This window comes from Gilliamella sp. X-46, from assembly GCF_057063525.1.
Map to the genome: position 1 here is coordinate 1 of NZ_JBXSQH010000002.1, position 23696 is coordinate 23696.

23 protein-coding genes and 4 tRNA genes are annotated in these 23696 nt (G+C 37.4%); 11 read left to right on the top strand and 16 right to left on the bottom strand.

Translation table 11 applies throughout. The annotated features are described in order from the left end of the window. From ACYIAJ_RS02640 to ACYIAJ_RS02665, 6 genes are all read right to left on the bottom strand, one after another. The coding region (locus tag ACYIAJ_RS02640; protein ID WP_483564299.1) for a transposase at positions 1 to 184 on the bottom strand (184 nt) is incomplete at its 3' end. Between the two features lie 284 nt (positions 185 to 468). After that, the gene (locus ACYIAJ_RS02645; protein ID WP_483564300.1) at positions 469 to 2157 is read right to left on the bottom strand and encodes a hypothetical protein; all 1689 of its coding nucleotides are present in this window, start codon (positions 2155 to 2157) and stop codon (positions 469 to 471) included. Between the two features lie 386 nt (positions 2158 to 2543). Beyond that, positions 2544 to 2619 (bottom strand) — tRNA-Gly (locus ACYIAJ_RS02650). Positions 2620 to 2691: 72 nt separating this feature from the next. Further along, entirely contained in the window at positions 2692 to 2949 is a 258-nt protein-coding gene (locus ACYIAJ_RS02655) for a DUF1145 domain-containing protein (protein ID WP_091346096.1), read from the bottom strand. Continuing rightward, a complete protein-coding gene (gene rsmD / locus ACYIAJ_RS02660) occupies positions 2949 to 3512 on the bottom strand; it encodes a 16S rRNA (guanine(966)-N(2))-methyltransferase RsmD (protein WP_483564301.1) in 564 nt (187 codons plus the stop codon). Before rsmD ends, ACYIAJ_RS02655 begins: the two co-directional genes overlap by 1 nt. 13 nt (positions 3513 to 3525) lie before the next feature. Further along, positions 3526 to 6048 carry a PBP1A family penicillin-binding protein gene (locus tag ACYIAJ_RS02665; RefSeq protein ID WP_483564402.1) on the bottom strand — a complete coding sequence of 841 codons (2523 nt, stop codon included), beginning with the start codon at positions 6046 to 6048 and terminating at the stop codon, positions 3526 to 3528. 256 nt (positions 6049 to 6304) lie between these two features. Here ACYIAJ_RS02665 and ACYIAJ_RS02670 point away from each other — a divergent pair, with 256 nt between their 5' ends. Then, positions 6305 to 6709: a protein YgfX gene (locus ACYIAJ_RS02670; protein WP_160401799.1), complete on the top strand. Its 405-nt coding sequence runs from the start codon at positions 6305 to 6307 to the stop codon at positions 6707 to 6709. A 46-nt stretch (positions 6710 to 6755) separates the two neighbouring features. Here the strand turns inward: ACYIAJ_RS02670 and tusA are convergent, their stop codons facing one another. From tusA to ACYIAJ_RS02700, 6 genes are all read right to left on the bottom strand, one after another. Then, entirely contained in the window at positions 6756 to 6992 is a 237-nt protein-coding gene (tusA, locus tag ACYIAJ_RS02675; protein WP_160401800.1) for a sulfurtransferase TusA, read from the bottom strand. A 17-nt stretch (positions 6993 to 7009) separates the two neighbouring features. Then, positions 7010 to 7816 (bottom strand): Cof-type HAD-IIB family hydrolase, encoded by an 807-nt coding sequence (locus ACYIAJ_RS02680; RefSeq protein ID WP_160401902.1) that lies wholly within the window; start codon positions 7814 to 7816, stop codon positions 7010 to 7012. 120 nt (positions 7817 to 7936) lie between these two features. Continuing rightward, positions 7937 to 9265, bottom strand: coding sequence for a secretin N-terminal domain-containing protein (locus tag ACYIAJ_RS02685; RefSeq protein ID WP_483559479.1), 1329 nt, complete (start codon positions 9263 to 9265; stop codon positions 7937 to 7939). Continuing rightward, positions 9258 to 9629 (bottom strand): hypothetical protein, encoded by a 372-nt coding sequence (locus ACYIAJ_RS02690; RefSeq protein WP_483559481.1) that lies wholly within the window; start codon positions 9627 to 9629, stop codon positions 9258 to 9260. Before ACYIAJ_RS02690 ends, ACYIAJ_RS02685 begins: the two co-directional genes overlap by 8 nt. Next, positions 9626 to 10099, bottom strand: coding sequence for a hypothetical protein (locus ACYIAJ_RS02695; RefSeq protein WP_483559483.1), 474 nt, complete (start codon positions 10097 to 10099; stop codon positions 9626 to 9628). Before ACYIAJ_RS02695 ends, ACYIAJ_RS02690 begins: the two co-directional genes overlap by 4 nt. Further along, positions 10089 to 11039 carry a PilN domain-containing protein gene (locus ACYIAJ_RS02700; RefSeq protein WP_483559484.1) on the bottom strand — a complete coding sequence of 317 codons (951 nt, stop codon included), beginning with the start codon at positions 11037 to 11039 and terminating at the stop codon, positions 10089 to 10091. Before ACYIAJ_RS02700 ends, ACYIAJ_RS02695 begins: the two co-directional genes overlap by 11 nt. A gap of 202 nt (positions 11040 to 11241) precedes the next feature. Here ACYIAJ_RS02700 and ACYIAJ_RS02705 point away from each other — a divergent pair. From ACYIAJ_RS02705 to ACYIAJ_RS02720, 4 genes are all read left to right on the top strand, one after another. Further along, a tRNA-Val gene (locus ACYIAJ_RS02705) sits at positions 11242 to 11317 on the top strand. A gap of 35 nt (positions 11318 to 11352) precedes the next feature. Further along, positions 11353 to 11428 (top strand) — tRNA-Val (locus ACYIAJ_RS02710). A gap of 9 nt (positions 11429 to 11437) precedes the next feature. After that, positions 11438 to 11513 (top strand) — tRNA-Lys (locus tag ACYIAJ_RS02715). Between the two features lie 338 nt (positions 11514 to 11851). Next, complete coding sequence (locus ACYIAJ_RS02720; protein WP_091346111.1) at positions 11852 to 12457, top strand: tetratricopeptide repeat protein; 606 nt, start codon at positions 11852 to 11854, stop codon at positions 12455 to 12457. 158 nt (positions 12458 to 12615) lie between these two features. Here ACYIAJ_RS02720 and ACYIAJ_RS02725 read toward each other — a convergent pair whose 3' ends face one another. Continuing rightward, positions 12616 to 13233 (bottom strand): LysE/ArgO family amino acid transporter, encoded by a 618-nt coding sequence (locus tag ACYIAJ_RS02725; RefSeq protein WP_483559485.1) that lies wholly within the window; start codon positions 13231 to 13233, stop codon positions 12616 to 12618. A gap of 155 nt (positions 13234 to 13388) precedes the next feature. Between ACYIAJ_RS02725 and ACYIAJ_RS02730 the strand changes: the two genes are divergently transcribed. After that, positions 13389 to 14270 carry a sulfite exporter TauE/SafE family protein gene (locus ACYIAJ_RS02730; RefSeq protein WP_483564302.1) on the top strand — a complete coding sequence of 294 codons (882 nt, stop codon included), beginning with the start codon at positions 13389 to 13391 and terminating at the stop codon, positions 14268 to 14270. 99 nt (positions 14271 to 14369) lie between these two features. On the opposite strand, the gene mltB is transcribed toward ACYIAJ_RS02730, so the two are convergent. After that, on the bottom strand, positions 14370 to 15443 hold the full coding sequence (gene mltB / locus ACYIAJ_RS02735) for a lytic murein transglycosylase B (protein WP_483564303.1): 1074 nt from the start codon (positions 15441 to 15443) through the stop codon (positions 14370 to 14372). Positions 15444 to 15500: 57 nt separating this feature from the next. Beyond that, the gene (locus ACYIAJ_RS02740; RefSeq protein ID WP_483564403.1) at positions 15501 to 16490 is read right to left on the bottom strand and encodes a 2-hydroxyacid dehydrogenase; all 990 of its coding nucleotides are present in this window, start codon (positions 16488 to 16490) and stop codon (positions 15501 to 15503) included. 222 nt (positions 16491 to 16712) lie between these two features. Between ACYIAJ_RS02740 and ACYIAJ_RS02745 the strand changes: the two genes are divergently transcribed. Together ACYIAJ_RS02745 and ACYIAJ_RS02750 are read left to right on the top strand one after the other, a co-directional pair. Further along, positions 16713 to 17963, top strand: coding sequence for an AmpG family muropeptide MFS transporter (locus ACYIAJ_RS02745; RefSeq protein WP_483559489.1), 1251 nt, complete (start codon positions 16713 to 16715; stop codon positions 17961 to 17963). Between the two features lie 8 nt (positions 17964 to 17971). Continuing rightward, entirely contained in the window at positions 17972 to 18634 is a 663-nt protein-coding gene (locus ACYIAJ_RS02750) for an NAD(P)H-dependent oxidoreductase (protein ID WP_483559491.1), read from the top strand. A gap of 78 nt (positions 18635 to 18712) precedes the next feature. On the opposite strand, the gene ACYIAJ_RS02755 is transcribed toward ACYIAJ_RS02750, so the two are convergent. Continuing rightward, positions 18713 to 18898, bottom strand: coding sequence for a hypothetical protein (locus ACYIAJ_RS02755; protein WP_483559493.1), 186 nt, complete (start codon positions 18896 to 18898; stop codon positions 18713 to 18715). 342 nt (positions 18899 to 19240) lie between these two features. On the opposite strand from ACYIAJ_RS02755, the gene trxB reads away from it, so the two are divergent. From trxB to cydC, 3 genes are read left to right on the top strand one after another with little or no spacing between them, the layout of a single operon-like run. Then, the gene (gene trxB, locus ACYIAJ_RS02760) at positions 19241 to 20194 is read left to right on the top strand and encodes a thioredoxin-disulfide reductase (RefSeq protein WP_091346121.1); all 954 of its coding nucleotides are present in this window, start codon (positions 19241 to 19243) and stop codon (positions 20192 to 20194) included. 15 nt (positions 20195 to 20209) lie between these two features. Next, the gene (gene cydD / locus ACYIAJ_RS02765) at positions 20210 to 21925 is read left to right on the top strand and encodes a heme ABC transporter permease/ATP-binding protein CydD (RefSeq protein ID WP_483564304.1); all 1716 of its coding nucleotides are present in this window, start codon (positions 20210 to 20212) and stop codon (positions 21923 to 21925) included. Further along, a complete protein-coding gene (gene cydC / locus ACYIAJ_RS02770; RefSeq protein WP_483564305.1) occupies positions 21919 to 23553 on the top strand; it encodes a heme ABC transporter ATP-binding protein/permease CydC in 1635 nt (544 codons plus the stop codon). Before cydD ends, cydC begins: the two co-directional genes overlap by 7 nt. The last annotated feature ends 143 nt before the right edge of the window (positions 23554 to 23696 follow it).

Here is a 23696-nt window from a genome sequence, read left to right on the forward strand (position 1 = left end):
AACACCTTGGTTTTGTGACGGGTTTTAGTCCTTCAATGCCTTTTCTTCTATATAAATTTACCCAACATTCAACTGTATTAGCAGGCATTTGGAAGCGTCGGGCGGTTAAACCATAACCATCATTACTATTGAAATAATGTTCAATAACTTGTTTTTTAAAATCGAATGTATATTTTTTTGCCATAATTTTATTCCCAAAAGTAGATTTAAACAATCCAACTTTTGGGGGGCAGTTCATCGCTTTAATTCCCTAACTCGGACGTGGTCACTGTGGCTATTTTGTTCACCAAAGGTCAAAACGTCCGAAACCTTGCCGTACTATAAATAGACCACAAACTTAAACCGCCACAGCGCAACCCTAAGGGAAAACGCCCCAACTGACGCGGGGGCGTTATTCTTTGTTAGATTGTCCTCTCAGGCACCATAACCACCCCCGCGGCCCAAGGATTAAGGACTAAATGCTAAAAACTAAGGTGTGACACAAATGCCATATTCGTAGCTGCTGCCAGGGGAGAGGTAGGCACTGCCGCTGGGAAAGATTTTGAAGACATTTCCACCTGATACGTCGCTTGTCAAGAAGGAGCCGTAGAAGAAGCCCACATCAGCGTAGTCGTACATGCGGCCCCACTCCGTGAAAAAACCAGCACCTATGTGACGCCGGTAACCATTAAAACCTGAGGATGGCGCGGCGCCATTTATGCTATCTCGACATGGGAAATAATTATTATCTACACCACACATCGCGTTAGTTAAATCACTTGCCTGTGCCAAACGATAACCCAAACTTCGACACCAAGATATTTGCTCAGACCGACTAGCGCTTTTATTACCCCGATGGACGAACCACTTCTTTAATACAAATCCATACTTCACCTCATTACCATGACTATCCCTACCGACTAACTCAAAGGTCTGTGGCAAAGAGGGGACGGTAATTCGACTAGGACTACTTGAACTTATCTGAGAACTACTAGCCCTAGGACCGATAAACTTAAGTCGTATAACACCTTTTCCTCTCTTATCAGGAAAAATCCATCCTTCACTAGGTACAGCACTAATCATAACAGCCCTTATGTTACCACGAGTAATAGGTTGAGACCATGTTACCTCTCCACTTACGAGCAAATCAAAATACAAGTCAGCAGCACCCGTTGTCGGAAAGTTTCGGTCATAAGATGATGGATTTGTAGACTGAACTAAAAAGCCCTCAGTAGGACTCCATATGTTAGCTGGGCCTGCATGGAGAGGATCATCATAATAATCAGTTGTGCCACCATACAACAAATTCGGCCTTACGTGACAAACACGATGACCACCATACGGATTAATATAATAATTTACCGTAGCTCCACTGAAACTTGTCCTATTAGGAACCCCGTACCGTGTTTGTAAATATCCCCCTGTACTACTTAAAGTTACCCTATAAGGAGCATTACATATATCCAATGCACCGTTACGATTAACAGTATTGCCATCCTTATCCCTAAACGATACCGATATACTCCCCGATGCGGTAACACTATTAGCACCCTGTCCATCCCCATCATCATCACGCCAATAATTATATCGAGTGATTAAATCACTTATACTCACTGAACTAACCGATGACGGGACTATCATATCTATATGACTTAAATTACTCCCAACATACGGCAAACTTATTGGATTTCTTGAACTTGATGTATTAGTAGACGGCGTGATGACTTGACCATCCTGCAACTTAATAGACAATAAACTATCTGTTGATATTGCCTTTGTTCGACCACCGTCGAACGTTAAATACGGCGGAGTACCTTCAATTGCTCTTGATGTATGTGCCGTTAATGCCACAGAACCCTGTGTATATGACAATAACAACAATGGCGCAAAGAATAATGCCGATTTAAATAACAATGAAGCTCTAAACCATAATGGCGGCTTGAATACTAATGGCGGTCTTAATAACCACTTGGATATCGACGATAATTTTGCCGAAGAAGTTGCCGAAGAGCCCGCCGAGAACATCGCCAGTAAAGACCTCGATGACGGCGTCCATTTCGCTACGCGAAATGACCTCGCTGATGAAAATAAGAACTGTGTCTGTTTTAGACTACGGTGATATTGAAAAAGATTTTGGGCGTAGGTTTGGCAGGCCAGATGCCAGATGCCAGATGCCATAAATGGTAACGCATTTCGATTATCCTGTCAAGTAATTTTTTGTTTTATTTACACTTTTTATAACTGACTGCTCGACTGACGAGCTTTCCCTTGCTTTTAAAGCGCTTAAATTATAACCGCTTGAGTAATAATGCGCTAGCTTTTTTGTTAAATATTTGTAAAGTTTTGTTAAGTTGATAAGGTTGAGCTTTTGTTGGCGTGTTTTGGGGAATGGTTTTGGTGATTGTTTTCGGTTAAAATCGACTTAATCCCCCCTCAAAAATCGGTCAGAAAAGGTATTGATTTTATTAAAGTTTTTATTTTTTATTTGGCGAATAAATAGAAAAAGTCTTGTTTAGGCTTTATTTAGTTTTTGTAATATGAGGAATAAATGCGTTATTAAGATTTGGAGCGGGAAACGAGGTTCGAACTCGCGACCCCGACCTTGGCAAGGTCGTGCTCTACCAACTGAGCTATTCCCGCTTATTGAGGTGCTTCGAAAGAAGTGGTGAGCATTATACAAAAAAATTTGTATCTAGCAACCACTTTTTGCCATTATTTTTTATCTTTCCAACTAAGTGATTCAAAAACGCCAAATAGGAACAGACGTAGTACTTTGAATTTGTCTTGTTGCTTTTCTTGCTTGGTCATGGTTGAGCTTAGGAACCATGCTTGTAAGCCGTGGGTAACCACAAAGGCAATTAAGCCTATATTGGCAACAATATTGGCTGGTTTTGGATAAGGGCAAATTAGGTTAAATAATAAAAATAACCACATTAACGAATATAAGGTTTTGCCAATAAAGATGAACATTAATTATCTTCCCGTATAAAAAGGTAGCTGTGAACTTGGCCGGCGGTTTTTTCGCGATGTAAGTGCCAGTTATTTGGAATATAGGTTGTTAGGTCGTGCTCGATTTCTGCTTCAATATAGATATAAGCCGATGGTTTGAGCCAGTTGTTGTGTTCAAGTAGGCTAACCGTTTTTGCGACTAAGGAGTGGTGAAACGGCGGATCGATAAATACAATATCAAACTGTTTGGATGCAGGTTTGTTAAGCCACGCGAGGGTGTCGGTGTGATAAATGTCGATAGCATCGCTCGCAATTAACTGTTTGTTTTTGTTGAGTAGCTGGGCAACTTGTTTGTCTTTTTCCAGCAAGGTGACACTTGTAGCGCCCCTTGATGCGGCTTCAAAGCCGAGAGATCCGCTACCAGAAAAACAATCCAAGCAATGACTGCCTTGGATAACTGGCATTAACCAGTTATATAAGGTTTCTTTGATGCGGTCTGTGGTTGGACGTAGTCCTTGTTTGTCAAGCACCGATAATTTTCTTCCACGCCACTTTCCGCCAATAATTCTGATTGAACCATTCATGTTAAATCCTTTATCAGAATAGTTCTGATGTATTGCCTTCAGAGTCGATGACTTTGGTGCCTACTTCTTGTGTTGCATAACCCGTTGGCTCAGTGCCCTTTATAAAATATTCTGACATGGTTTTTGAACCTGAGTTTGGTAATAATCCTGTTTTTTGATCAATCGTGACCGAAATAACATTTTCAGGTTTGACATCTTCTTTTACGGGAACATCTTTTAGGGCAACTTTCATATAATCGACCCATACTGGGTTTGCCGTTACGGCACCGGCTTCGGCTCGGAATGTTCGGCCTAAATCACGTCGGTGGTCATCAAACCCCATCCAAACAGTGGTAACAATATTACCACCAAATCCAGAAAACCAAACGTCTTTAGACGAGTTAGTGGTACCTGTTTTACCGCCAACGTCTTTTCGGCCTAGTGCTTTTACGCGCCATGCAGTTCCTTGCCAATCTGAGCCTCCAAATACGATAGATCGAAGTCCATCTTTCATGATATACGCAATGCCACTATCGACTGTGTGTGGGGCATATTTTGGTGTGGTATCTGTATTTTTTTCGTCTGGATTGATGTCAGGTAATACTAAATTGTCGTCAGCTTTAAGGTTAGCTTGTTCTGGCTCTTCGCTATCTGATTCGTTTGATTCATTTTCGACACTGTCTAATGCCACAGATTTAGTACCCGCTGTGCCGATATCGTCATGACAGTCGTGACAAGCAATCACAGGTTGATGTTGATATATGGTGCCTGCACCATTGTTGTATTCTATCTTTTCAATCAAATATGGCGTAATTAGGTAACCGCCATTAGTGATAACAGAATAAGCTCTTGCAACTTGTAGTGGTGTAAACGATGCCGAACCTAACGCTAATGACTCGTTATGCGAGATGTTTTCTTTAGGGAAGCCAAAACGCTCTAAATACTCTGCTGCATAATCGATCCCTATAGCGCGCAATGCCCTGACCATCATTACATTTTTAGACATTCCAAGGCCGATTCTTAACCGTAATGGCCCCGCATAAGTTGGCGGTGAATTTTTGGGGCGCCATGTTTCACTACCCGTTGAGCGGACAATAGGTGCGTCATTGAGTAGTGTCGCCATTGTCAAACCTTGCTCTAAAGTGGCGGTATAAATAAATGGCTTTATGTTCGAGCCTAATTGCCTTAAGGCTTGTGTAGCGCGATTAAATTTGCTTAAGTTAAAATCGTACCCCCCAACAATGGCTTTGATTGCACCATTGTCGGAATCAAGTGATACAAGTGCAGCATTAACCGCTGGAATTTGTGCGAGTCCCCAGTTGTCGTCCGATTTTTTAACCCAAATAAGCTGCCCTACTTTGAGAGTATCCGACACTTTTTTCGGGAATGCGCCTTGTCGTGAGTCACTAATAAATGGACGTGCCCATTTCATATCTTGGTAGCTAATAGTAATATTACTTTTATCGGTTAATACAGCGGTGGCTTCTTTATCTGATACGGCCATGATCACCGCTGGGCACATGCCGCTATAGCATATATATTTGTTAAGTGTTTGTTGGATCTTTTCAGGATCCCATGCCGTTTCATTCGGTTGCCATAGGACTTTTTCAGGACCACGGTAGCCATGTCTGATGTCATAATCGATAATATTTTTTTGAACCGCTTCTGTCGCCGCTATTTGGTCAGTTTTTGAGATAGTCGTGTAGACTTTGTAGCCGTCGGTGTAAGCATTTTCGCCAAATTTATCATACATAAATTGACGCGCCATTTCGGCAACATAAGGCGCTGAAAATTCGATTTGTGGCGAGTGATAACTTGCGCTAAGCGGTTTTTTAATGGCTTCATTATATTGTGCTTGGGTAATATAGGATTGATCTAACATACGTCCTAAAACCCAATTACGTCTAGTTAGTGCACGATCTGGGTGAGCAATTGGATTATATGCCGATGGTGCATTAGGTAAACCTGCTAATAAGGCTGCTTCGTCAATGGTTAATTGATCTGGGGTTTTGCCAAAAAATGTGTAAGATGCTGCAGCAACGCCATATGCTCTTGAGCCAAAGTTGATCATGTTAAGGTATAAAGCCATGATTTCTTCTTTTGATAGCTCTTTTTCCATGCGGATAGCAAGGATGATTTCTTTGGCTTTACGTGCGATGCTCTTTTCAGGCGTTAGGAAGAAGTTTTTCGCGACTTGTTGAGTAATGGTACTACCGCCTTGAGAAAATCCTTTATGCTTCAAACCAATATACATCGCTCGAACAATACCAATCGGGTCAATACCAAAATGTTCGTAAAAACGGGCATCTTCTGTTGCAATAACTGCGTTAACCACCATTGGAGGGATTTCGTTATATTTTAATGGTGTTCTGCGTCGTTCACCAAAAATAGCAATTAATTCACCGTCTTTGCTTAGCACTTGCATTGGTGTTTGTAAGCGAATATCTTTTAATGTTGCAACGTCGGGAAGTTCCTTTGAATAATAAGCATAACCAGCAATGCCAATAACTAAAGCACAAAGAAATAAACCGATGAATAATTTTAGAAGCAATTTCAAAACTCTAACAAATATCACAAATCTTTCCTATATTCATTTTAAGGCAAAATAGTGGCATCAGAATTTTCTGCGCCAATATTCATCAACCTTTAGGTAAGGATCTTCATTTTGGCATTTCAAAAAATGCGAATGTTTGATCTCTCATTGATTAAATCACACAAAATTGTGGGCATTATCTCCCATCTTTTGTTTTATTTTAAGCAATTTTTATCAGGATCATGAAATAATTCTATTTTAACTTAGTAGAGCAAGCATTATGTGGAGCACACAACTTAGCATATCAAAGCAACAATTATGCATTGCAACGCTTTTTTATTCAGTGCTAATAATACTTTGTTGCGTTTTGTTTGCTGATACGACTTTAAATTGTTATACCTTTATTATCATTCCATTATTGATAATAGAATGGTGGCGCTGTCTATACTATTTGCAAACAATTAAAGGCGAATTTGCGTTATTTCACTATATCAATCAACTATATTGGCACAAACAGCGCTGGTATTTGATGCATAAACCATTGATATTCCGTTATGTTGTTATTTTAAATCTAAAATCTCGACACGATGGTAAACATGGTACACTTTGGTTAATGATTGATAACTTTCAGCCTCATGACTGGCGAACATTACGTTATTATCTAAAACAAATTGAATTAAATTGATGCAACCCCATATTTTATTAAAAATTTGTCTGAAAAAGCCTTTTCACTAATGCGATTTTTTAATCCAGTATTGGTATGGTTCAGATTCCATTTGCGATGAGAGTAATTCGTGATCCATATGGCGACAAAAGCTAGGTACATCACGAGTTGTGGCAAAGTCATCAGCAATAACATGAAGAACTTGCCCTATGGCAAGTTCTCGAATGGCTTTTCTTATTAACATAATCGGTTCAGGACAACGCAATCCAAGCGTATTGAGTTCTTTGTCGATAGTTATATTCATTTTAGTCTATTTGATAATTATAAAAATAGTTTACTTAGGTAATGAGGCACGGCATCTTGTGCATTTGAGCCGATAACCTCTAATTCTGGCAATAATGCCTTTAATTCAGAGCTACCGTTTTCCATTATACATCCTTTACCGGCGGCTTTTAACATTTCGTAGTCATTCATGCCGTCACCAAAAGCAATGCTGTCTTTTAAACTGTAACCCAATTTTTCAACCACTTTTTTTAATGCACTACCTTTAGAGACGTTTTCGGCCATGACTTCAAGGCAGTTTAATGTTGAAAAAGCAACACTAATTTTATTGCCAAATTTTGCCTCTAATCGATTTTTTAACTGAACAAGGTGTGGGTAAAGTGCATCATCGGTCGTCGTAAAATAAATTTTAGCAATATCATCGGTTGAAAAATCAAGTGGATTAAATAATTGATAAGTGAACTGTGTATCTCGAAAAAATTCTAATGAAAATGTATCTTCTTTATTAATTAACCAATCATCACCACGATATACATGTGTATAAATTAATGGGTCATCCATACTCATTTGGGCAATTTCACTAGCAAGCGATGGAATAATACTTTGGCTAAAGACTAAATTACCTTGGCTATCATGCACTCTTGCCCCATTTGAAGTTATCATAAAAGCATCAATTTCCATATTTTCGCGCATTTGGGCGACATCAATATGGTGCCTTCCTGTTGCAAAAACAAAATGAATGTCTTTTTTGCGTAATGCTTGAAGAACTTGTTTGGTATAAGGTGATAAGCTATGTTCAGGAGTTAATAAAGTCCCATCTAAATCGGAAGCAACAACATGCATAATATTCTCTACTTTTATAATAAATTGTAATAATAATGGCTAAAAATAATATACTTTGAACAATAATTACATATCAAAGCAAAGGCTAAAACAAGTTAAAGTATGATACAACTCCGTTAACATTTACTCAACCAATTGTGGCGTAATAAAAATAACTAACTCGCGTTTTTGTTGTTTTTTGCTGTTGTGTTTAAACAAATTGCCAATAACAGGCATATCACCAGCACCAGGAACTTTGCGGTTATTGTTAGTATTAACTTGTTGAAAGATCCCCCCTAAGACGACAGTTTCGCCATTTTTTATTTGCACTTGTGTTTTGATTTCTTGGGTATCAATCGCTAACGCTTCACCACCATCGCTACGTTTTATTGAGCGCCCTGCCGTATTTTGTGTAATATATAAATCTAAAATCATACGATCATCAGACACTATTTTGGGCGTCACTTCTAGCCCCAATACCGCGGGCTTAAATTCAATTGATGTCGCCCCATTGCTACCACTAGATACCTCGTAAGGAATTTCGGTACCTTGTTTTATTGAAGCCATGTTTTGATTAGCGGTAAGTAAATTAGGACTAGCGATGATTTCAAGTTGATTTTCAGATTCAAGTGCTGATAGTTCTAAATTAAGCAAACTGCCCGATAGTTTTGCTAAATTAAACCCCACCGAGGTAGTAGGATGTGCCACACCAAGGCCAACATCGAACTTATCGAATAATTGTGATGACTTGCCGGTGTACCCCCATTTAATACCGAGCGCTGACATACTTTCATCACTCATGGTGACAATATGCGCTGATATATGGACTTGAGGCATGGGTTTATCCAGTGCTTTGATTAATTTTTCGATCTGGTTAAATTGTTTGGTTAGATCGGTGACAATGAGCGAGTTAGTCCGTTTATCGTGTGTGACCTTTCCCCTTTCTGATAATAGCCCTTGCTGTTGAATTGTTTCGATTAAGGTAGTTGGATCAGCATGATTAATAGCTATTGATAACGAATTAAGCGGTTGGTTGAGTTCTTGTTCTTTTTGCGCTAATTGTTGTTTTTGCATTAAAATATCTGGATCGGGCGCTTTGGATACGAACAGAATATTATCATCAATTTCAGCTTGTAAATTTGCTGAGTTTAATACAATTTTTAACGCTTTATGCCAATTAACATTGTTAAGTTTAATGGTCTGCTTGATTGCTACATCTTCTGACATGACTAAATTCATTTGCTGACTGTCGGCTAATGCCTGTAGGATAATGGCAATATCCGTTTGGTAAAATGTCATTGAGATATTGTTTTGCTGTTCTACATTTAATGATTGATCAATATTGGCATGACTAGCATTTATACCAATCATAAAAAAAATAGAAATAATTGCGTTTGCCAAATTGATTTTGGCTTGAGTAAATCGGCTAATATAGTGGTTTAGCCGTTGTTTTTGGATATTGTTGTTATTCATTGAGAGGCATTGTCCATGATACAGTCTGATGGCAATAATTAGGTAAATCGGCTTGCCAAATAATTTTGTCGTTAAGTAAAGATTGCATATGCCAAGGAAACAAAATGTTTGGCACTGTGTCATCGGTTATCGCTAGCCACTGATTATCAGATGATAACCAAATTTGCTGATAAGGTTGATCAATCTGTTTCATCATCCCCCTAAAATGCCAAATTTGGATCTGCTCAAGCAATTGTTCGGTTTGTTCACTGCATGAAACCGAATAATAGGGTTGAAACGGATCTCGTTCTAAAGGAACATTAGCCTTAAGGTCAAAACAGATAAAAAAGCATAAACCGATGTATTGATATATATAACGTATCATTCGTTATCCTTTTTGAACAATAACGTAAACATGATCTGTAACTGTTGATCTTGTTTGCTGATTTTTAAATTTTGAAAATCAAGAAAATAAAAATCATCCATCAATGACGCAATCAAATTCATAAAATCAAAAAATTGACCATTTAACTCAATATCCCAATTAACGGTTTGGGCTGTTTGATAGCGCTTAAAGGAACTCAACACGAGGTGATGTTGTTCGATCATTTGTGCAAGATCTTGTTCTGATATTAAACTATATAAACTATTTTTACTTGTCTGATAACGCTTCACTTTTGCTTGTAGTAACTCCGTTTCAGTGATTTTTTGCTGATATGTGTTGCTTTTTAATTTTGCTTGTTGCTCAATATCGTGAATAAAAAATAGATAAATCATCACAGAAACCGCTAAACAGCATAAAACAGACACCAAATATTGTTGCCAAATAGGGCGATAAAAAAAATCACTGTTCATTTAAACGCATTTCCATTTCAAAAACTAAGCTGGTTTTATTAGATGAGACGCTATTTATTTGGCTGTTACTGATATTTTTTAGCGTTAACAGATTTTGATTAAACTTAGTCAATTCAACATAACTAAAGCTTTGTCCGTCGATCCTGATTTTTTGTTGTTCATAATAAAAAGAGTCTATCCAAATGACAGACGGTAACTGCGCCGAAAGTAACAATAAAACATCTTGAATCTGTTTGTGGCTTAATGATGGGTTAGGTAAATAATGAGATAATTCAGCAGTGAGCTTTTGCACTACCTCTTGCTGTTCTAACAATTTTTGGTCGTAATGTTGTAGCTCATTTCGGGCTTGAATCCAAAGATAACAGAGCAAACAACTAATTATGCCAATTAAACTAGCAACCACGTAGGTTAATTGTCGCTGGTGCTTTGTTTGCTTTTCTTGACGCCATGGTAAAAAATTAATTTTGGAATTATCGAATCGATAACCGGCAAATGTTAATAATAGTTCATGCTTTTTAAAAAGATTAATCCAACTTTCAATATAATCGCGTTCAACGATCATCACGGTAACATGTTTGTTTTGTTTAGTTGGATAAACAAAGTCAAAAAGTACCTTTTTAGCAGGCAATTGAAATAATTTATAAATGTTAGCTTCAACATATAAAATCAATTCACTTAATTTTAGCTTTACATCGGGTAAGGCTAGTTGTTGCGTTTGAATTAAGTTGATATCTAAATTAAGTTCGTATTGTGTGCGCCTAGTAAATTTTTTTTGTAACTCACCAATGAAAAATTCAATATCTGCGGCATTTTGATAATTAAATGCAATTAGGTCATCATTAATGGTCAATGCAGTGTTTTGCTTAGTGATGCCTACTGCCTTATAGCGTAAAATGGTAGGTTCAACATAAATAATAACGCGTTTTTTATTAAAAACCATGATTGATTAACTTTTTATTTTGATAACCTAATCACTTAATCATAATGCCACTTGACTAAATAAAAATAAACAAAAGTGATTTTTGCGAACTATCACCCAAAAAATGTTTAAAATTAAACCGAACGAAGTCGATTTTAGAGAAATTTAAAAAAAAAGGTTGACTGAAATAAGCCGTGCCTTATAATGCACACCCACACGGTAAGGGTGATTAGCTCAGTTGGGAGAGCACCTCCCTTACAAGGAGGGGGTCACTGGTTCGAACCCGGTATCACCCACCAATCTTTACCGTGACGTTTTAGTAATAAAACACTTGGGGTGATTAGCTCAGTTGGGAGAGCACCTCCCTTACAAGGAGGGGGTCACTGGTTCGAACCCGGTATCACCCACCATCTCTAGATGGGTCGTTAGCTCAGTCGGTAGAGCAGCGGACTTTTAATCCGTTGGTCGAGCGTTCGAATCGCTCACGACCCACCATTTAATTACACAAATTCTAAGTAAATCAAATCAATCTAATTAAAAACAAGAAAAGCGATGAGAACGCTAGCGTTCGACAAATTTGTCTGGAACAAATTTGAACAACACGCAGTGTTGGCCCCGAAGGGGTGAGGCACACGACGTGCCGAATAATCGCTCACGACCCACCATTTAACTACATAAATCCTAAGTCAATCAAATCAATCTAATTAAAAACAAAAAAAGCGATGAGAACGCCAGCGTTCGACAAATTTGTCCTGAACAAATTTAAATAATCTATACTAAAAAAATAAATACGATAAAATAAGTAAGTTATTTATTTTTTTAAAGGAATCTTTATGCTGAAGTTTCTTGCTAAATTATTACTAGTTTTGTGTTTTAGCACTGCTACTTATGCTGAGCAACAACCTTTATTTGATTTTAATGAGGAATATCAAAAAGCAACCAAACAAAATGATGCTGAAGCACAATATCATTTAGGTCTTATGTATGCTGACGGCTCATATACTAAAAGACGCCATTTTAAAGCCGTCGAAAATGGATTTGAACAACAAGAAGCTAAACCCGATTATACACAAGCAAAGCAGTGGTTTGAAAAAGCAGCCAATCAAGGCAATGTTGCTGCTCAACATAGCTTAGCTTTATTGTACTATAATGGACAAGGGACAAAGCAAAGCTATTCAAAAGGAATTGAATGGGATACTAAAGCAGCGAAAAAAGGTGATGCGGTTGCTCAATATACCTTAGCAACGATCTATTACAAAGGCACAGGAGTAAAACAGAACTACTTTAAAGCTAAACAATGGTTTACTAAAGCAGCTGAACAGAACTATTCTGACGCCAAAGAGAATTTAGTTATTGTAACCAAAAAAGTCAATGCTATTGTAGCCAAACAACAAGCTAAGAAAAAACAAGCTAGTAATAATGATTGTGGTTGTTATTAAGAATAAAATAATCCAACACATCAAAGATCTTAAATCATAACAAATGGATATATTGTTCTCATAGTTTGGAGAAATTAAATACCAACTAGCCAATAACAGCTTGATGACGTCTTATATACGAATCATCTTCAACTAAAATCAATTGGCTCTTTAATTAACTAAAAAATAAACAAAACTAATCGATAAGCAATATAAAACATCACGCAACCTACCAAGAAGTCCAATATGACCCACATCTTTTTCTGTTTAAACAGTGGCGTTAATAGTCTTGCACCATAACCTATTCCAAAAAACCAAATAAACGAAACACAAACCGCGCCAATCAAAAATGCCAATTTTTGTTCACTTGTTAATGTGCCAGCAATACCACCCACAATAACAACGGTATCTAAATAAACATGAGGATTAAGCAAGGTAACAGCCAAGGTTGCCAGTACCACTTTGAGTAAACGGTTATTTTGCGGATCTTGAGGTTCAATTTGCATGTAACTATTGCCTTGAATGGCACTTTTAAAAGCTGAAAATCCATACCAGATCAAAAAAAACGCCCCTAAAATGGCAAGAATGCGAGTTATTAATAGATTAGTACTAATAAACGAACCCACCCCCAAAATACCTACTGACATCAAGGCAAAGTCACAAATAAAACAGATTACCGCTACAAAAAAGATGTGATTTTTTAATAGTCCTTGCTTAAGAACAAATAAATTTTGAGCACCAATAGCAATAATTAAACTTGCCGAAATTAATGCGCCTTGCATTACATCTTCTAACATATTAAGACACCTGACACCTAAAAAACTAATCATATTTACCTGATTTCAAAATAGTATAGGCGATATTAATTGGGTGGTCATCTCTTTATCATTTAAGCTTTTATATTAAAATGCGTATATTTCTAAAATTTTTTGGACATAAATAGTGAATATAATTGTTGTCACAGATAGCTTCTCAGACGCTTACTCAGTATAATCGTTTAAATAACAATCAAACTGATTTTTCTCATATGATTCTTGAATGTATTATTTTTCTTTCAATAGGTGCAGCTGCTGGATTATTAGCCGGTATGTTTGGTGTTGGCGGTGGAGCATTAATTGTACCGTCTTTAATTTTTACCTTAAATTACTTTAACCTTGGCGATCCTTGGGTTAACCATATTGCCATTGCAACATCATTAGCCACCATCATTGGCACTAGTTTGTCATCTAGCTATATTCACAACAAAAACCATAATATTCAGTGGCCAATTCTAAAAAAAATGGTTTTAGGCTGTATGATTGGCACGTTAGGTGGTTCTTATATGACTCCCTATATCCCAGGCAGTTGGTTAAAATGGGTATTTATTATCTTTCTTATTTATGTAAGTTTTAAATTTATTTTACAAATAGACAAAAAAAACAAAAATCCAGTTAGTCAAACGGTTCCCTTTAACAATCAAATTTTTATCTTTGCCGGCACGTTAATTGGTATTTTTGCCGCCCTTGTCGGTGTGGGTGGTGGTGTATTAGTCGTGCCATTTTTGCAAAGATGTGGCATTGATATGCGTAAAGCCATTGGCACATCGGCAGCTTTTACTGTGCCTGTTGCAATTAGTGGAGCCATTGGCTATATAATCGCAGGTTGGAATAATCCACAATTACCACAATATTGTTTAGGTTTTATTTATTTACCTGCTGCATTAGTTATTATGCTAACGAGTATCCCCATGGCTAAAGTGGGAGTGCAAATTGCGCAAAAATTATCAATTAAAAAGCTAATCAGGTTTTTTGGTATCTTTTTATTATTGCTGGCTATAAAGCTAATCATTTCTTAATATGATAAATAGACACAAAAAAGGTCGCAACTGCGACCTTATCTAAAACCGGCTAGAACATAAAACCAATAGGCAGTACTAACAGATTAATACAAACAACTATCTTGCATCTTTAACCGCAAGCCCTAATTGCCAAACAGCCATGGCATAATGCGTGCTATGGTTGTAACGGGTAATAGTATAAAAGTTTGGTAATCCATACCAAAATTGGTAGCTGTCGCCCATATCAAGGCGCAACAAACTGACCTGTGTCTGCCCATCTAAAGAGCTTTGTGGTTTTAATCCAGCTTTTGCTAGTGTTTCAATTGAGTATTTTGTGCTAAAGCCTGTATCTAGTGACGGCGCTTGACCATTTGCCATAACCGCTACTTTTTTGCCTCGTTGCCAGCCGTGCGACTTAAAGTAGTTCGCTACACTACCGATAGCATCAACTGGATCCCATAAATCAATATGACCATCATGGTTAAAATCAACAGCATAACGTCTAAATGCAGACGGCATAAATTGACCATATCCCATTGCACCAGCAAACGATCCACTTAAATCAAAGGGATCAACGCCTTCATCACGACACATAACTAAAAAATCTTCTAATTCTTCAGAAAAATATTGCGCACGTCTTGGATAGTCAAAAGCCAGTGTTGATAGGGCATCAATAATTTTTGTTTTACCCATTACCCTACCCCAACCTGTTTCGACACCAATAATACCGACAATAATTTCGGGAGGCACGCCGTATTCATTATAAGCGCGCTGCAATTCTTTTTGGTATTGGTTCCAAAAATCAACACCTCGAGGAAGATTACTCGGCGTAATAAATTTATTTTTATATCGAATCCAAGCACCATTCGGCACTGTCGATGAGCCGGCTTTTGGTGCTTGTTTATCCATTAAATTAATAACCCAATCTAATTTATTGGTTTGTGCAAGTACATTGCGCAACTGTTGCCGATTAAAACCATGTTTACTGACCATTCTATCGATAAACTTTTCTTTATCGATAGCTAATGGCGCACTAGTGGTTTGGGATGGATTGTGATCTTTTTCAAGATAAACACCACCTTTAACATTGGTATGTCCACGATGTTCTTTCATTGGAGATGTTGAAGATCTCTCACTACTACAAGCTGCAAGCAATAAAATTATGCTAATAAAAATGGCAATGCGCTGCATAAAAAAACCCATATCTTAAGTAATTAAAAAATCGACAACATCATAAGATATTTATTATTATTTAACAATATTAGGACACGGTTTACCTTCTGATATTTGTTTAATGTTATTTAATGTCGTATCCGAAATATTCAACAATGCTTCCTGCGTTAAAAATGCTTGATGACCAGTAAAAATAACATTATGGCAAGAAGATAAACGACGGAACACATCATCTAAAATAACATCATTCGATTTGTCTTCAAAAAAGAGATCTCGTTCATTTTCGTAAACATCCATTCCCAAAGCGCCTATTTTGGATTGTTTTAATGAATCAATAGCCGCTGTTGCATCAAGTAATGCCCCTCGGCTAGTGTTGATAATCATCACACCATCTTTCATTTTTTTGAAAGACTCTTTATTCAGTAAATGATAATTCTCAGGTGTCATTGGGCAATGTAGCGTAATCACGTCGGATTTTGCATATAGTTCATCTAACTCAACATATTGCGCGCCTAATTCAACCGCAATATCATTAGGATAAGGATCATAAGCAAGAATATGCATACCAAAACCTTTTAAAATACGGATGACTGCTTGACCAATTTTTCCTGTACCAATCACGCCAGCAGTACGATTGTGCATGTTAAATCCTGTCAAACCATCTAACGAAAAGTTAGCATCACGGGTGCGTTGATAGGCTTTATGAGTTCTTCTATTTAGGGTCATCATCAAAGCCACCGCATGTTCTGCAACAGCTTCAGGCGAATAAGCTGGGACACGAACAACAGTAATGCCTAATTTTTCGGCTTCGGCTAAATCAACATTATCAAACCCTGCACAGCGAAGTGCTAAAATTTTAATGCCATAGCCTGCTAATTTTTGTAGCACTTTTTTATCTACTTCATCATTAACAAATGCACAAACCGCATTATAACCTTGGGCAGTAACAACTGTTTTATGACTTAATTTATGCTCATAATATTCGATATCAAAACCAAATCTTTTATTCGCGATGTCTAAATGTTCTTTGTCATAATGTTTACTGCTAAAAACAGCAACTTTAATCGAACTTTTCATATTACTTGACCCCTTTTCATGGTAAATAGTTAATTTTTTTAACTAGTTGTTGGCATTAATCTTTATACTAAAATATATAGATTCAGTATCACTTTTGGTATCTTGAAAAAATGATTTTAGGTAATGGTTTATCTTGGCTTGTAGCATTATTTTTTAATGTTGTGTGCTATGATAGCACTTTGTAAAAAAACTAACCAATAAAGTTAAATAATGAATAAAGTATTAGCTCATGCTTTTTTTAATAGAAAAATGTTGTTGTGCATCTATACAGGTTTTTGCTCTGGACTTCCTTTTTTCTTTATCGTCCAATTAATTCCCGCTTGGCTAAAAATTGGCGGTGTAGACATAAAAACAATTGGCGCATTTGCATTAACTCAAATTCCTTACTTATGTAAATTTCTCTGGTCACCATTATTAGATAAGTTATCACCTTTCTCACTAGGATATCGTAAAGGTTGGTTGTTTTTTACTCAGATCGGGCTCTTAATTATCATGCCTATGTATGGTTTTTTAACTCCCAAAAATAACATCGAAATAGTTGTTATTTTAAGCTTATTAACTGCTTTTATTTCTGCAACTCAAGATATCGCAATTGATGCTTATAGAAGAGAAATTTTGAGCGATAACGAACTTGGCAGCGGAAATAGTATACACATTAATATTTATCGAATATCAGGATTCATTCCTGGAGGATTATCGCTTTTTCTTGCTGATTATCTATCATGGATGGAAGTATTCGCATTCACTGCCGCATTTATTGTGCCAATGCTACTCATTACAATAAGCTTAAAAGAGCCGTCACATATCAGTGTAATTCATCCAGATAAATCTATTTTCAAACAATCAATAAATGAATTCGTTCATCGACAATCATTTCGTAACACTTTATTTATTATTGCTTTTATTTCATTTTATAAGCTTGGTGATAGCCTTGCTACATCTTTGGCAACACCTTTTTATTTAGATATGAATTTTGAAATGAAACATATAGGAACTGTAGCTAAAAATGCGATGGTCTGGCCAAGTTTATTTGGAGCTCTTTTGGGTGGTTTTATTATTTCAAAATATGGCATCAACCGTTCATTATGGATATCAGGTTTTGTGCAAATGTTTTCTATTTTAGGTTTTGCTTTTTTATCTTATGAAGGACCTTTTTTAACGATTAATTACACTCAACTTATCATATTGGCGACTGTAATTAGCTTTGAATCTATTGGTGTCGGAATGGGCGCAGCAGCATTAGTCACTTTTATAGCGAAAAAAACTAGCCCATTATTTACCGCAACACAATTTGCGCTATTAACTAGTTTTTCAGCTATACCAAGAACACTAATAAATTCAATGTCCGGTGTTTTAACTTCACATTTAGGATGGACAAACTTTTTTGGTTTATGTTTTATTCTTGCCATTCCAGGTATGCTATTATTATTTAAAGTTGCCCCATGGAATATCAAATCTTAGGAGAAAATATGGATAAGTTAACCCAAGCATTCGACTTTAGACATGCATGTAAAAAATTTGATGACACAAAAAAAATTACAAATGATGATATTCAATACATTTTAGAAGCAGGTCGACAATCTCCTTCATCATTTGGCATGGAACCATGGCATTTTGTGGTTGTTGATAGCAGCAAAATAAAAGCAGAATTACGTAATGTTTGCTACAATCAAGAACAAGTCACCAGTTGTTCACATTTTGTGATTGTGCTTTATCGAAAAGCGAATAATTTTACATTACAGAGCGATTATTTACGACGAGCAATTGCGCGCACTTTACCCGATCCAAATAATCAAACGTCTATTGATATTGCCTGCCAAGCATTTATTAATTTTTGCGAACAAGGGCTTGCTGATGGCTTAACAATCAATCACTGGTCAGAAATGCAAAATTACATCGCTTGTGCCAATATGATGACTGCTGCGGCATTTCGCGGTATTGATTCATGTGCTATTGGTGGATTCGACCACGATAAAGTGATAAAAATGCTAGAAAAACATATTCCACAAATTGGTAAAGAGTCATTTGGTGTAGGGCTTTGTTTAGCTTTTGGTTATCGAATCAATGAACCAGCAGCGCATGTTCGTTGGCCACTTGCTGATTTAACGACGTATCTTACTGATAATCACTAAACAGATTTAATAACCTGCTACCTTCAATCGCTACACGGCGAATGAAGGTAGATATAAATAAAAAAACAGGCAAAGTTATTATTCAATTGATTGATAGAGTGCTTCGGCATCGGCTGAGGCTGAGTCTATAATAAAAGCAATTCCAGATAAAATATTACCAATCTGAGGATCGCTGACATTTTGTTGTACCGAATTTAAAATCTCTTGCGCCCAATTAATTTTTGTAAGTACTGCTTCTACACTTTCTTTTGAAGGATTATTCATAGCATCTCCCCCGTTTTGTTAGGATGTCAAATAAATCGATAATCAAAACTACATTATCAAATAATAGAAAAAGGAATTTCAGAATAACAAAGGGGCGTATTTTAAATGCAATAAAGCAAAAACAAAAAACAATATCGTTTTAAAAATCACAATTAATTTTAAAAGAACTGAAAAGGAAAAGATAATCCGATTATTTAACGTTAAAAAAGCCTATTGTCATTACCTATTGCTACAATAACCAATTTTTTTGCACGACAAAGATTGATAATGTTAGACTTACTGCCATAAATTGCGCCAGTTTTGTCTAAAATAGGCAAAGTTGAAAATAAATAAGGATTTAAAATGAAAACCAAACATGCACGTTTATTGATACTCGGTTCTGGTCCTGCAGGTTATACTGCAGCGGTTTATGCTGCACGCGCTAACCTTTCGCCCGTGTTAATTACTGGAATGCAACAAGGTGGACAACTAACAACAACCACGGATCTTGAAAACTGGCCAGCTGGTGCACCCGATTTAACGGGACCAGAATTAATGGTCAAAATGAAAGAACATGCCGAAAGATTCAATACTGAAATTATTTTAGATCAGATCGATCGTGTTGATTTTAGTTCTAAGCCTTATAAACTTTTTGGTAGTGAGACGGAATATAGTTGTGATGCCCTTATTATTGCAACTGGTGCATCAGCACAATACCTAGGTTTACCGTCAGAAGAAGCATTCAAAAGCAAAGGCGTATCTGCTTGTGCAACCTGTGATGGTTTTTTCTATCGCAACCAAAAAGTTGCCGTAGTGGGTGGTGGCAATACCGCGGTTGAAGAAACGTTGTATTTAGCCAATATAGCTAGCGAAGTTCATTTAATTCACCGTCGAGATAGCTTTAGAGCTGAAAAAATATTAATGGACCGTTTGGATCAAAAAATTAAGGAAGGCAAAGTTATCTTACATACGCATCGCGTTATCGACGAAGTATTAGGCGATAATATGGGCGTGACTGGCGTTAGGATTCGCAGTACACAAGATCCCAATATGACCGAACAATTATCTGTTTTAGGCGTATTTATCGCAATTGGTCACAAACCAAATACCACTATCTTTGAAGGTCAACTTGAACTAAATGGTGGTTATATCAAAGTACAATCAGGCACGCAAGGCAACGCCACTCAAACCAGTGTCGAGGGAATTTTTGCTGCTGGTGATGTAATGGATCATGTCTATCGTCAAGCAATCACGTCAGCCGGTACAGGCTGTATGGCGGCTTTAGATGCTGAACACTATTTGGATAACTTAAAATAAGTAGTAAAAATCTTTATGTCACTAGATAAAAAACGCCAGATCTATCTACTTGGCTGGTTAAAACAGCATGCAAAAAAGCATAAAGCTAATTTGCGAGCTTCAGTTTTAACTGGCTTTATTTTAACGGTATTAATCATTATCCAAGCAGGATTGCTTGCAATAATTTTACAAAGAATCATTGTTGAACAACAACATTTTGTGGATATTTTTCCTTTTTTTGGCGCATTAATTGCGGTACTACTCGCTCGAGCTGGTTTAATCTATCTACGCGAAAAGATCAACTTTGCCATAGGCAAAAAAGTCCGCCAGCAAATTCGGTGCCAATTAATTAACCAACTTGAATTACATGGTCCATCCTATTTAAATCAAAGCACCACTGGTGCATGGAGCACCTTGTTGATAGAACAAGTCGACAAATTACATGACTTTTTTGCCCGCTACTTGCCACAAATGCGACTAGCAAGTATGGCACCAGTATTAATTTGTATTGCGATCTTCCCATTTAACTGGGCTGCTGCAGCTATTTTGCTTTGCACTGCGCCACTCATTCCTATCTTTATGATCTTAGTCGGGATGGGCGCTGCGGATATTAACCGCCGTCATTTTAAAGCCCTATCCTATTTAAGCGGCCACTTTTTGGATCGTTTAAAGGGTCTTAATACCATTCGACTATTCAACCAAGGCGAAAAACAGACCAACGAAATCGCCCGCGCGTCTGAGGATTTTCGAATTAAAACCATGCAAGTTCTAAAAGTCGCGTTTTTGTCTTCAGCGGTATTGGAGTTTTTTACTTCTATTTCGATCGCTATTGTGGCGGTTTATTTTGGCTTTTCGTATTTAGGTGAATTTAACTTTGGCTCATACAATGGCACAGTCACCTTATTTGCTGGTCTTTTTGCGCTCATCTTAGCTCCTGAGTATTTTCAACCCTTACGCGATCTGGGCACTTATTACCACGCCAAAGCTGAAGCCATTGCCGCAGCCGATAATATCGAAACGTTCTTAACCCAAAAATCACCACAACAACACACCGACATAACACCAGCCAATACCCCATTTAATCAAGCGATACAAACAATTGAAGCCAACAACTTAATTGTCATATCAAACGAAGGAAAACCTATTGTCGGGCCGTTGTCATTTTCATTACATGCCCCTTTTAAATTGGCACTTATTGGCACAAGTGGCGAGGGAAAAAGCTCGTTAATGCAAGTGTTACTGGGTTTTTTACCTTACCAAGGCTCGCTCAAAATTAACGGTATCGAATTCAACCAGATAGATATCAAAACATGGCAACAACAAATTAGTTGGATCGGACAAAACCCGTACTTAATTAATGGCTCAGTGCGCGACAACATTTTACTTGGCAAACAAAATGCCACACAGCAAGAACTTCAAACCGTCATACGTCAAGCACAATTGACCGAAGTTATCGCCAAATTACCCGCGGGTTTAGATACCCCTGTTGGTGAAGATGCCGTCAGATTATCAGTAGGACAAGCCCAGCGAATCGCATTAGCTCGTGCCATGTTAAAACCTTGCCAATTACTCATCCTTGATGAACCAACAGCAAGTTTAGACAAACAAACCATACAAAACTTAGATCAACAAAATATTGCAACCAATAGCATCACCATCACCCATCAAAATGACGATATGCAACATTTTGACCAAATATGGCAACTATCAAAAGGGGAACTATACTGCCATAACAAGGAGAGTTCATGCTAACCACATTACGCCCATATATTGCACTCTATAAACACTATTTTTGGCAGATTATGTTGGGATTATCGCTATCCATCTTAACCCTATTTGCCAGTGTATTTTTACTATCATTATCAGGGTGGTTTTTAGCGTCTACTGCTGTGGCTGGTGCAGCAGGGTTATATACATTTAACTATATGTTACCTGCAGCAGGCGTGCGCGCAGCGGCAATAACACGAACCGCTGCGCGTTACATGGAGCGCTTGGTTGATCACAATACCACCTTTAAACTACTTGCTTATTTAAGAACCCTAGCGTTTAAAAAAATACTACCACTTAGCACCAACCAACTGGCCCAATACCAAAAAGCCGACTTGCTTAATCGCTTTATTGTCGATATTGATGCGCTTGATCACTTATATCTAAAGCTGTTTTCGCCTATTGTCACTGCACTTGTAACTATTGGCGTGTTATTTATTGGGTTAGCAAGTATCAACTTACCGATTGCATTAATCATCAGCATTATTCTAACTTCTACCTTACTTGTAGTACCGGTCATCTTTTATCAAGCTGGCAAACAACTAGGAACAACACTGGCACAACAACAAAACGAATATCGATTACAATTAATCAACTACCTACAAGGACAAGCCGAACTCACCCTATTTAATGCACAATCACGCTATCGCGCAAAACTGGATGAACTCGAATCAAATTGGCTTTACAATCAACAACGCCAATCGACATTAATGGCACTATCAAGTGCGCTTGTCTTGCTAATTGCAGGTTTTTTAACATTATTAGTGCTATGGCTAATCACACAATACACGCTATCGCCTTTAGTCGCGTTATTTGTCTTTGTCAGCCTTGCCAGTGCTGAAATACTCATGCCTATACCCGGTGCATTTATCTTTTTAGGGCAAGTACTTACATCGGCTACTCGCACTACCGCTATTTTTAATCAAAAGCCTGATGTACAATTTAAAGCACAAGGACAAATTATTGACTTAAAATCGGCTAACTTACAGTTAAATAACATCAATTTTAGCTATCCAAATCAACCTTTTGCAGTATTGACCGATTTTTCCCTAACAGTCAAAGCTGGCGAACACATTGGCCTAATTGGCCAAACAGGTTGCGGTAAATCGACTTTATTAAGTTTGATCAACCGCTGTTGGGACCCCAATTCAGGAAAGATTTTTATTAACGACACGCCAATCAATCAACTTGATGAACCTACACTTCGCCAAGCGATCGCCGTTGTCCCGCAAGTGATTACTATTTTTAGTGATAGCCTACGGCAAAATTTATTAATTGGTAATGAACAAGCAACCGACGAGCAACTCACAACAGTATTACATCAAGTCGAGCTCGACAAACTACTCAGTACTGAGCACGGGCTAGAGTTACCGCTTGGGCAAGGCGGGCGCTCACTATCAGGAGGCGAAATCCGCCGTATTGGCATAGCAAGAGCATTGCTCCACAATTCACCATTAATTTTAATGGACGAACCAACAGAAAGCCTTGACCAGCAAACCGAACAACAAATTATTCAATTAATTAAACAAACTTGTAGAGGTAAAACTCTGTTGATGGTTACGCATCGTTTGACGGATAATCCGTTGTTTGATCGAGTCGTTTCAATGGGGTAAAAGGTGGATTTGGTGGTGGTTTTTAAACAAAAAACACCAAATAAAAACTTCAATAAAATCAATGCCTTTCCTGACAACTTTTTGGTTGGGATTGATTGGGTTGTTTGAAGAATTTGTGGTTTTGCTGGTTTATCACTTTTCTA

What these genes read in the sequence shown, in the direction of transcription:
- ACYIAJ_RS02750 (WP_483559491.1), top strand. Translation starts at nt 17,972, where the DNA reads ATGGATAAGTTAACCCAAGCATTCGACTTTAGACATGCATGTAAAAAA.
- ACYIAJ_RS02655 (WP_091346096.1), bottom strand. Translation starts at nt 2,949, where the DNA reads ATGTTCATCTTTATTGGCAAAACCTTATATTCGTTAATGTGGTTATTT.
- tusA (WP_160401800.1), bottom strand. Translation starts at nt 6,992, where the DNA reads ATGAATATAACTATCGACAAAGAACTCAATACGCTTGGATTGCGTTGT.
- ACYIAJ_RS02670 (WP_160401799.1), top strand. Translation starts at nt 6,305, where the DNA reads ATGTGGAGCACACAACTTAGCATATCAAAGCAACAATTATGCATTGCA.
- cydC (WP_483564305.1), top strand. Translation starts at nt 21,919, where the DNA reads ATGCTAACCACATTACGCCCATATATTGCACTCTATAAACACTATTTT.
- ACYIAJ_RS02685 (WP_483559479.1), bottom strand. Translation starts at nt 9,265, where the DNA reads ATGAATAACAACAATATCCAAAAACAACGGCTAAACCACTATATTAGC.
- ACYIAJ_RS02700 (WP_483559484.1), bottom strand. Translation starts at nt 11,039, where the DNA reads ATGGTTTTTAATAAAAAACGCGTTATTATTTATGTTGAACCTACCATT.
- trxB (WP_091346121.1), top strand. Translation starts at nt 19,241, where the DNA reads ATGAAAACCAAACATGCACGTTTATTGATACTCGGTTCTGGTCCTGCA.
- ACYIAJ_RS02725 (WP_483559485.1), bottom strand. Translation starts at nt 13,233, where the DNA reads ATGTTAGAAGATGTAATGCAAGGCGCATTAATTTCGGCAAGTTTAATT.
- ACYIAJ_RS02745 (WP_483559489.1), top strand. Translation starts at nt 16,713, where the DNA reads ATGAATAAAGTATTAGCTCATGCTTTTTTTAATAGAAAAATGTTGTTG.
- ACYIAJ_RS02755 (WP_483559493.1), bottom strand. Translation starts at nt 18,898, where the DNA reads ATGAATAATCCTTCAAAAGAAAGTGTAGAAGCAGTACTTACAAAAATT.
- mltB (WP_483564303.1), bottom strand. Translation starts at nt 15,443, where the DNA reads ATGCAGCGCATTGCCATTTTTATTAGCATAATTTTATTGCTTGCAGCT.
- ACYIAJ_RS02720 (WP_091346111.1), top strand. Translation starts at nt 11,852, where the DNA reads ATGCTGAAGTTTCTTGCTAAATTATTACTAGTTTTGTGTTTTAGCACT.
- ACYIAJ_RS02645 (WP_483564300.1), bottom strand. Translation starts at nt 2,157, where the DNA reads ATGGCATCTGGCATCTGGCATCTGGCCTGCCAAACCTACGCCCAAAAT.
- rsmD (WP_483564301.1), bottom strand. Translation starts at nt 3,512, where the DNA reads ATGAATGGTTCAATCAGAATTATTGGCGGAAAGTGGCGTGGAAGAAAA.
- ACYIAJ_RS02695 (WP_483559483.1), bottom strand. Translation starts at nt 10,099, where the DNA reads ATGAACAGTGATTTTTTTTATCGCCCTATTTGGCAACAATATTTGGTG.
- ACYIAJ_RS02690 (WP_483559481.1), bottom strand. Translation starts at nt 9,629, where the DNA reads ATGATACGTTATATATATCAATACATCGGTTTATGCTTTTTTATCTGT.
- cydD (WP_483564304.1), top strand. Translation starts at nt 20,210, where the DNA reads ATGTCACTAGATAAAAAACGCCAGATCTATCTACTTGGCTGGTTAAAA.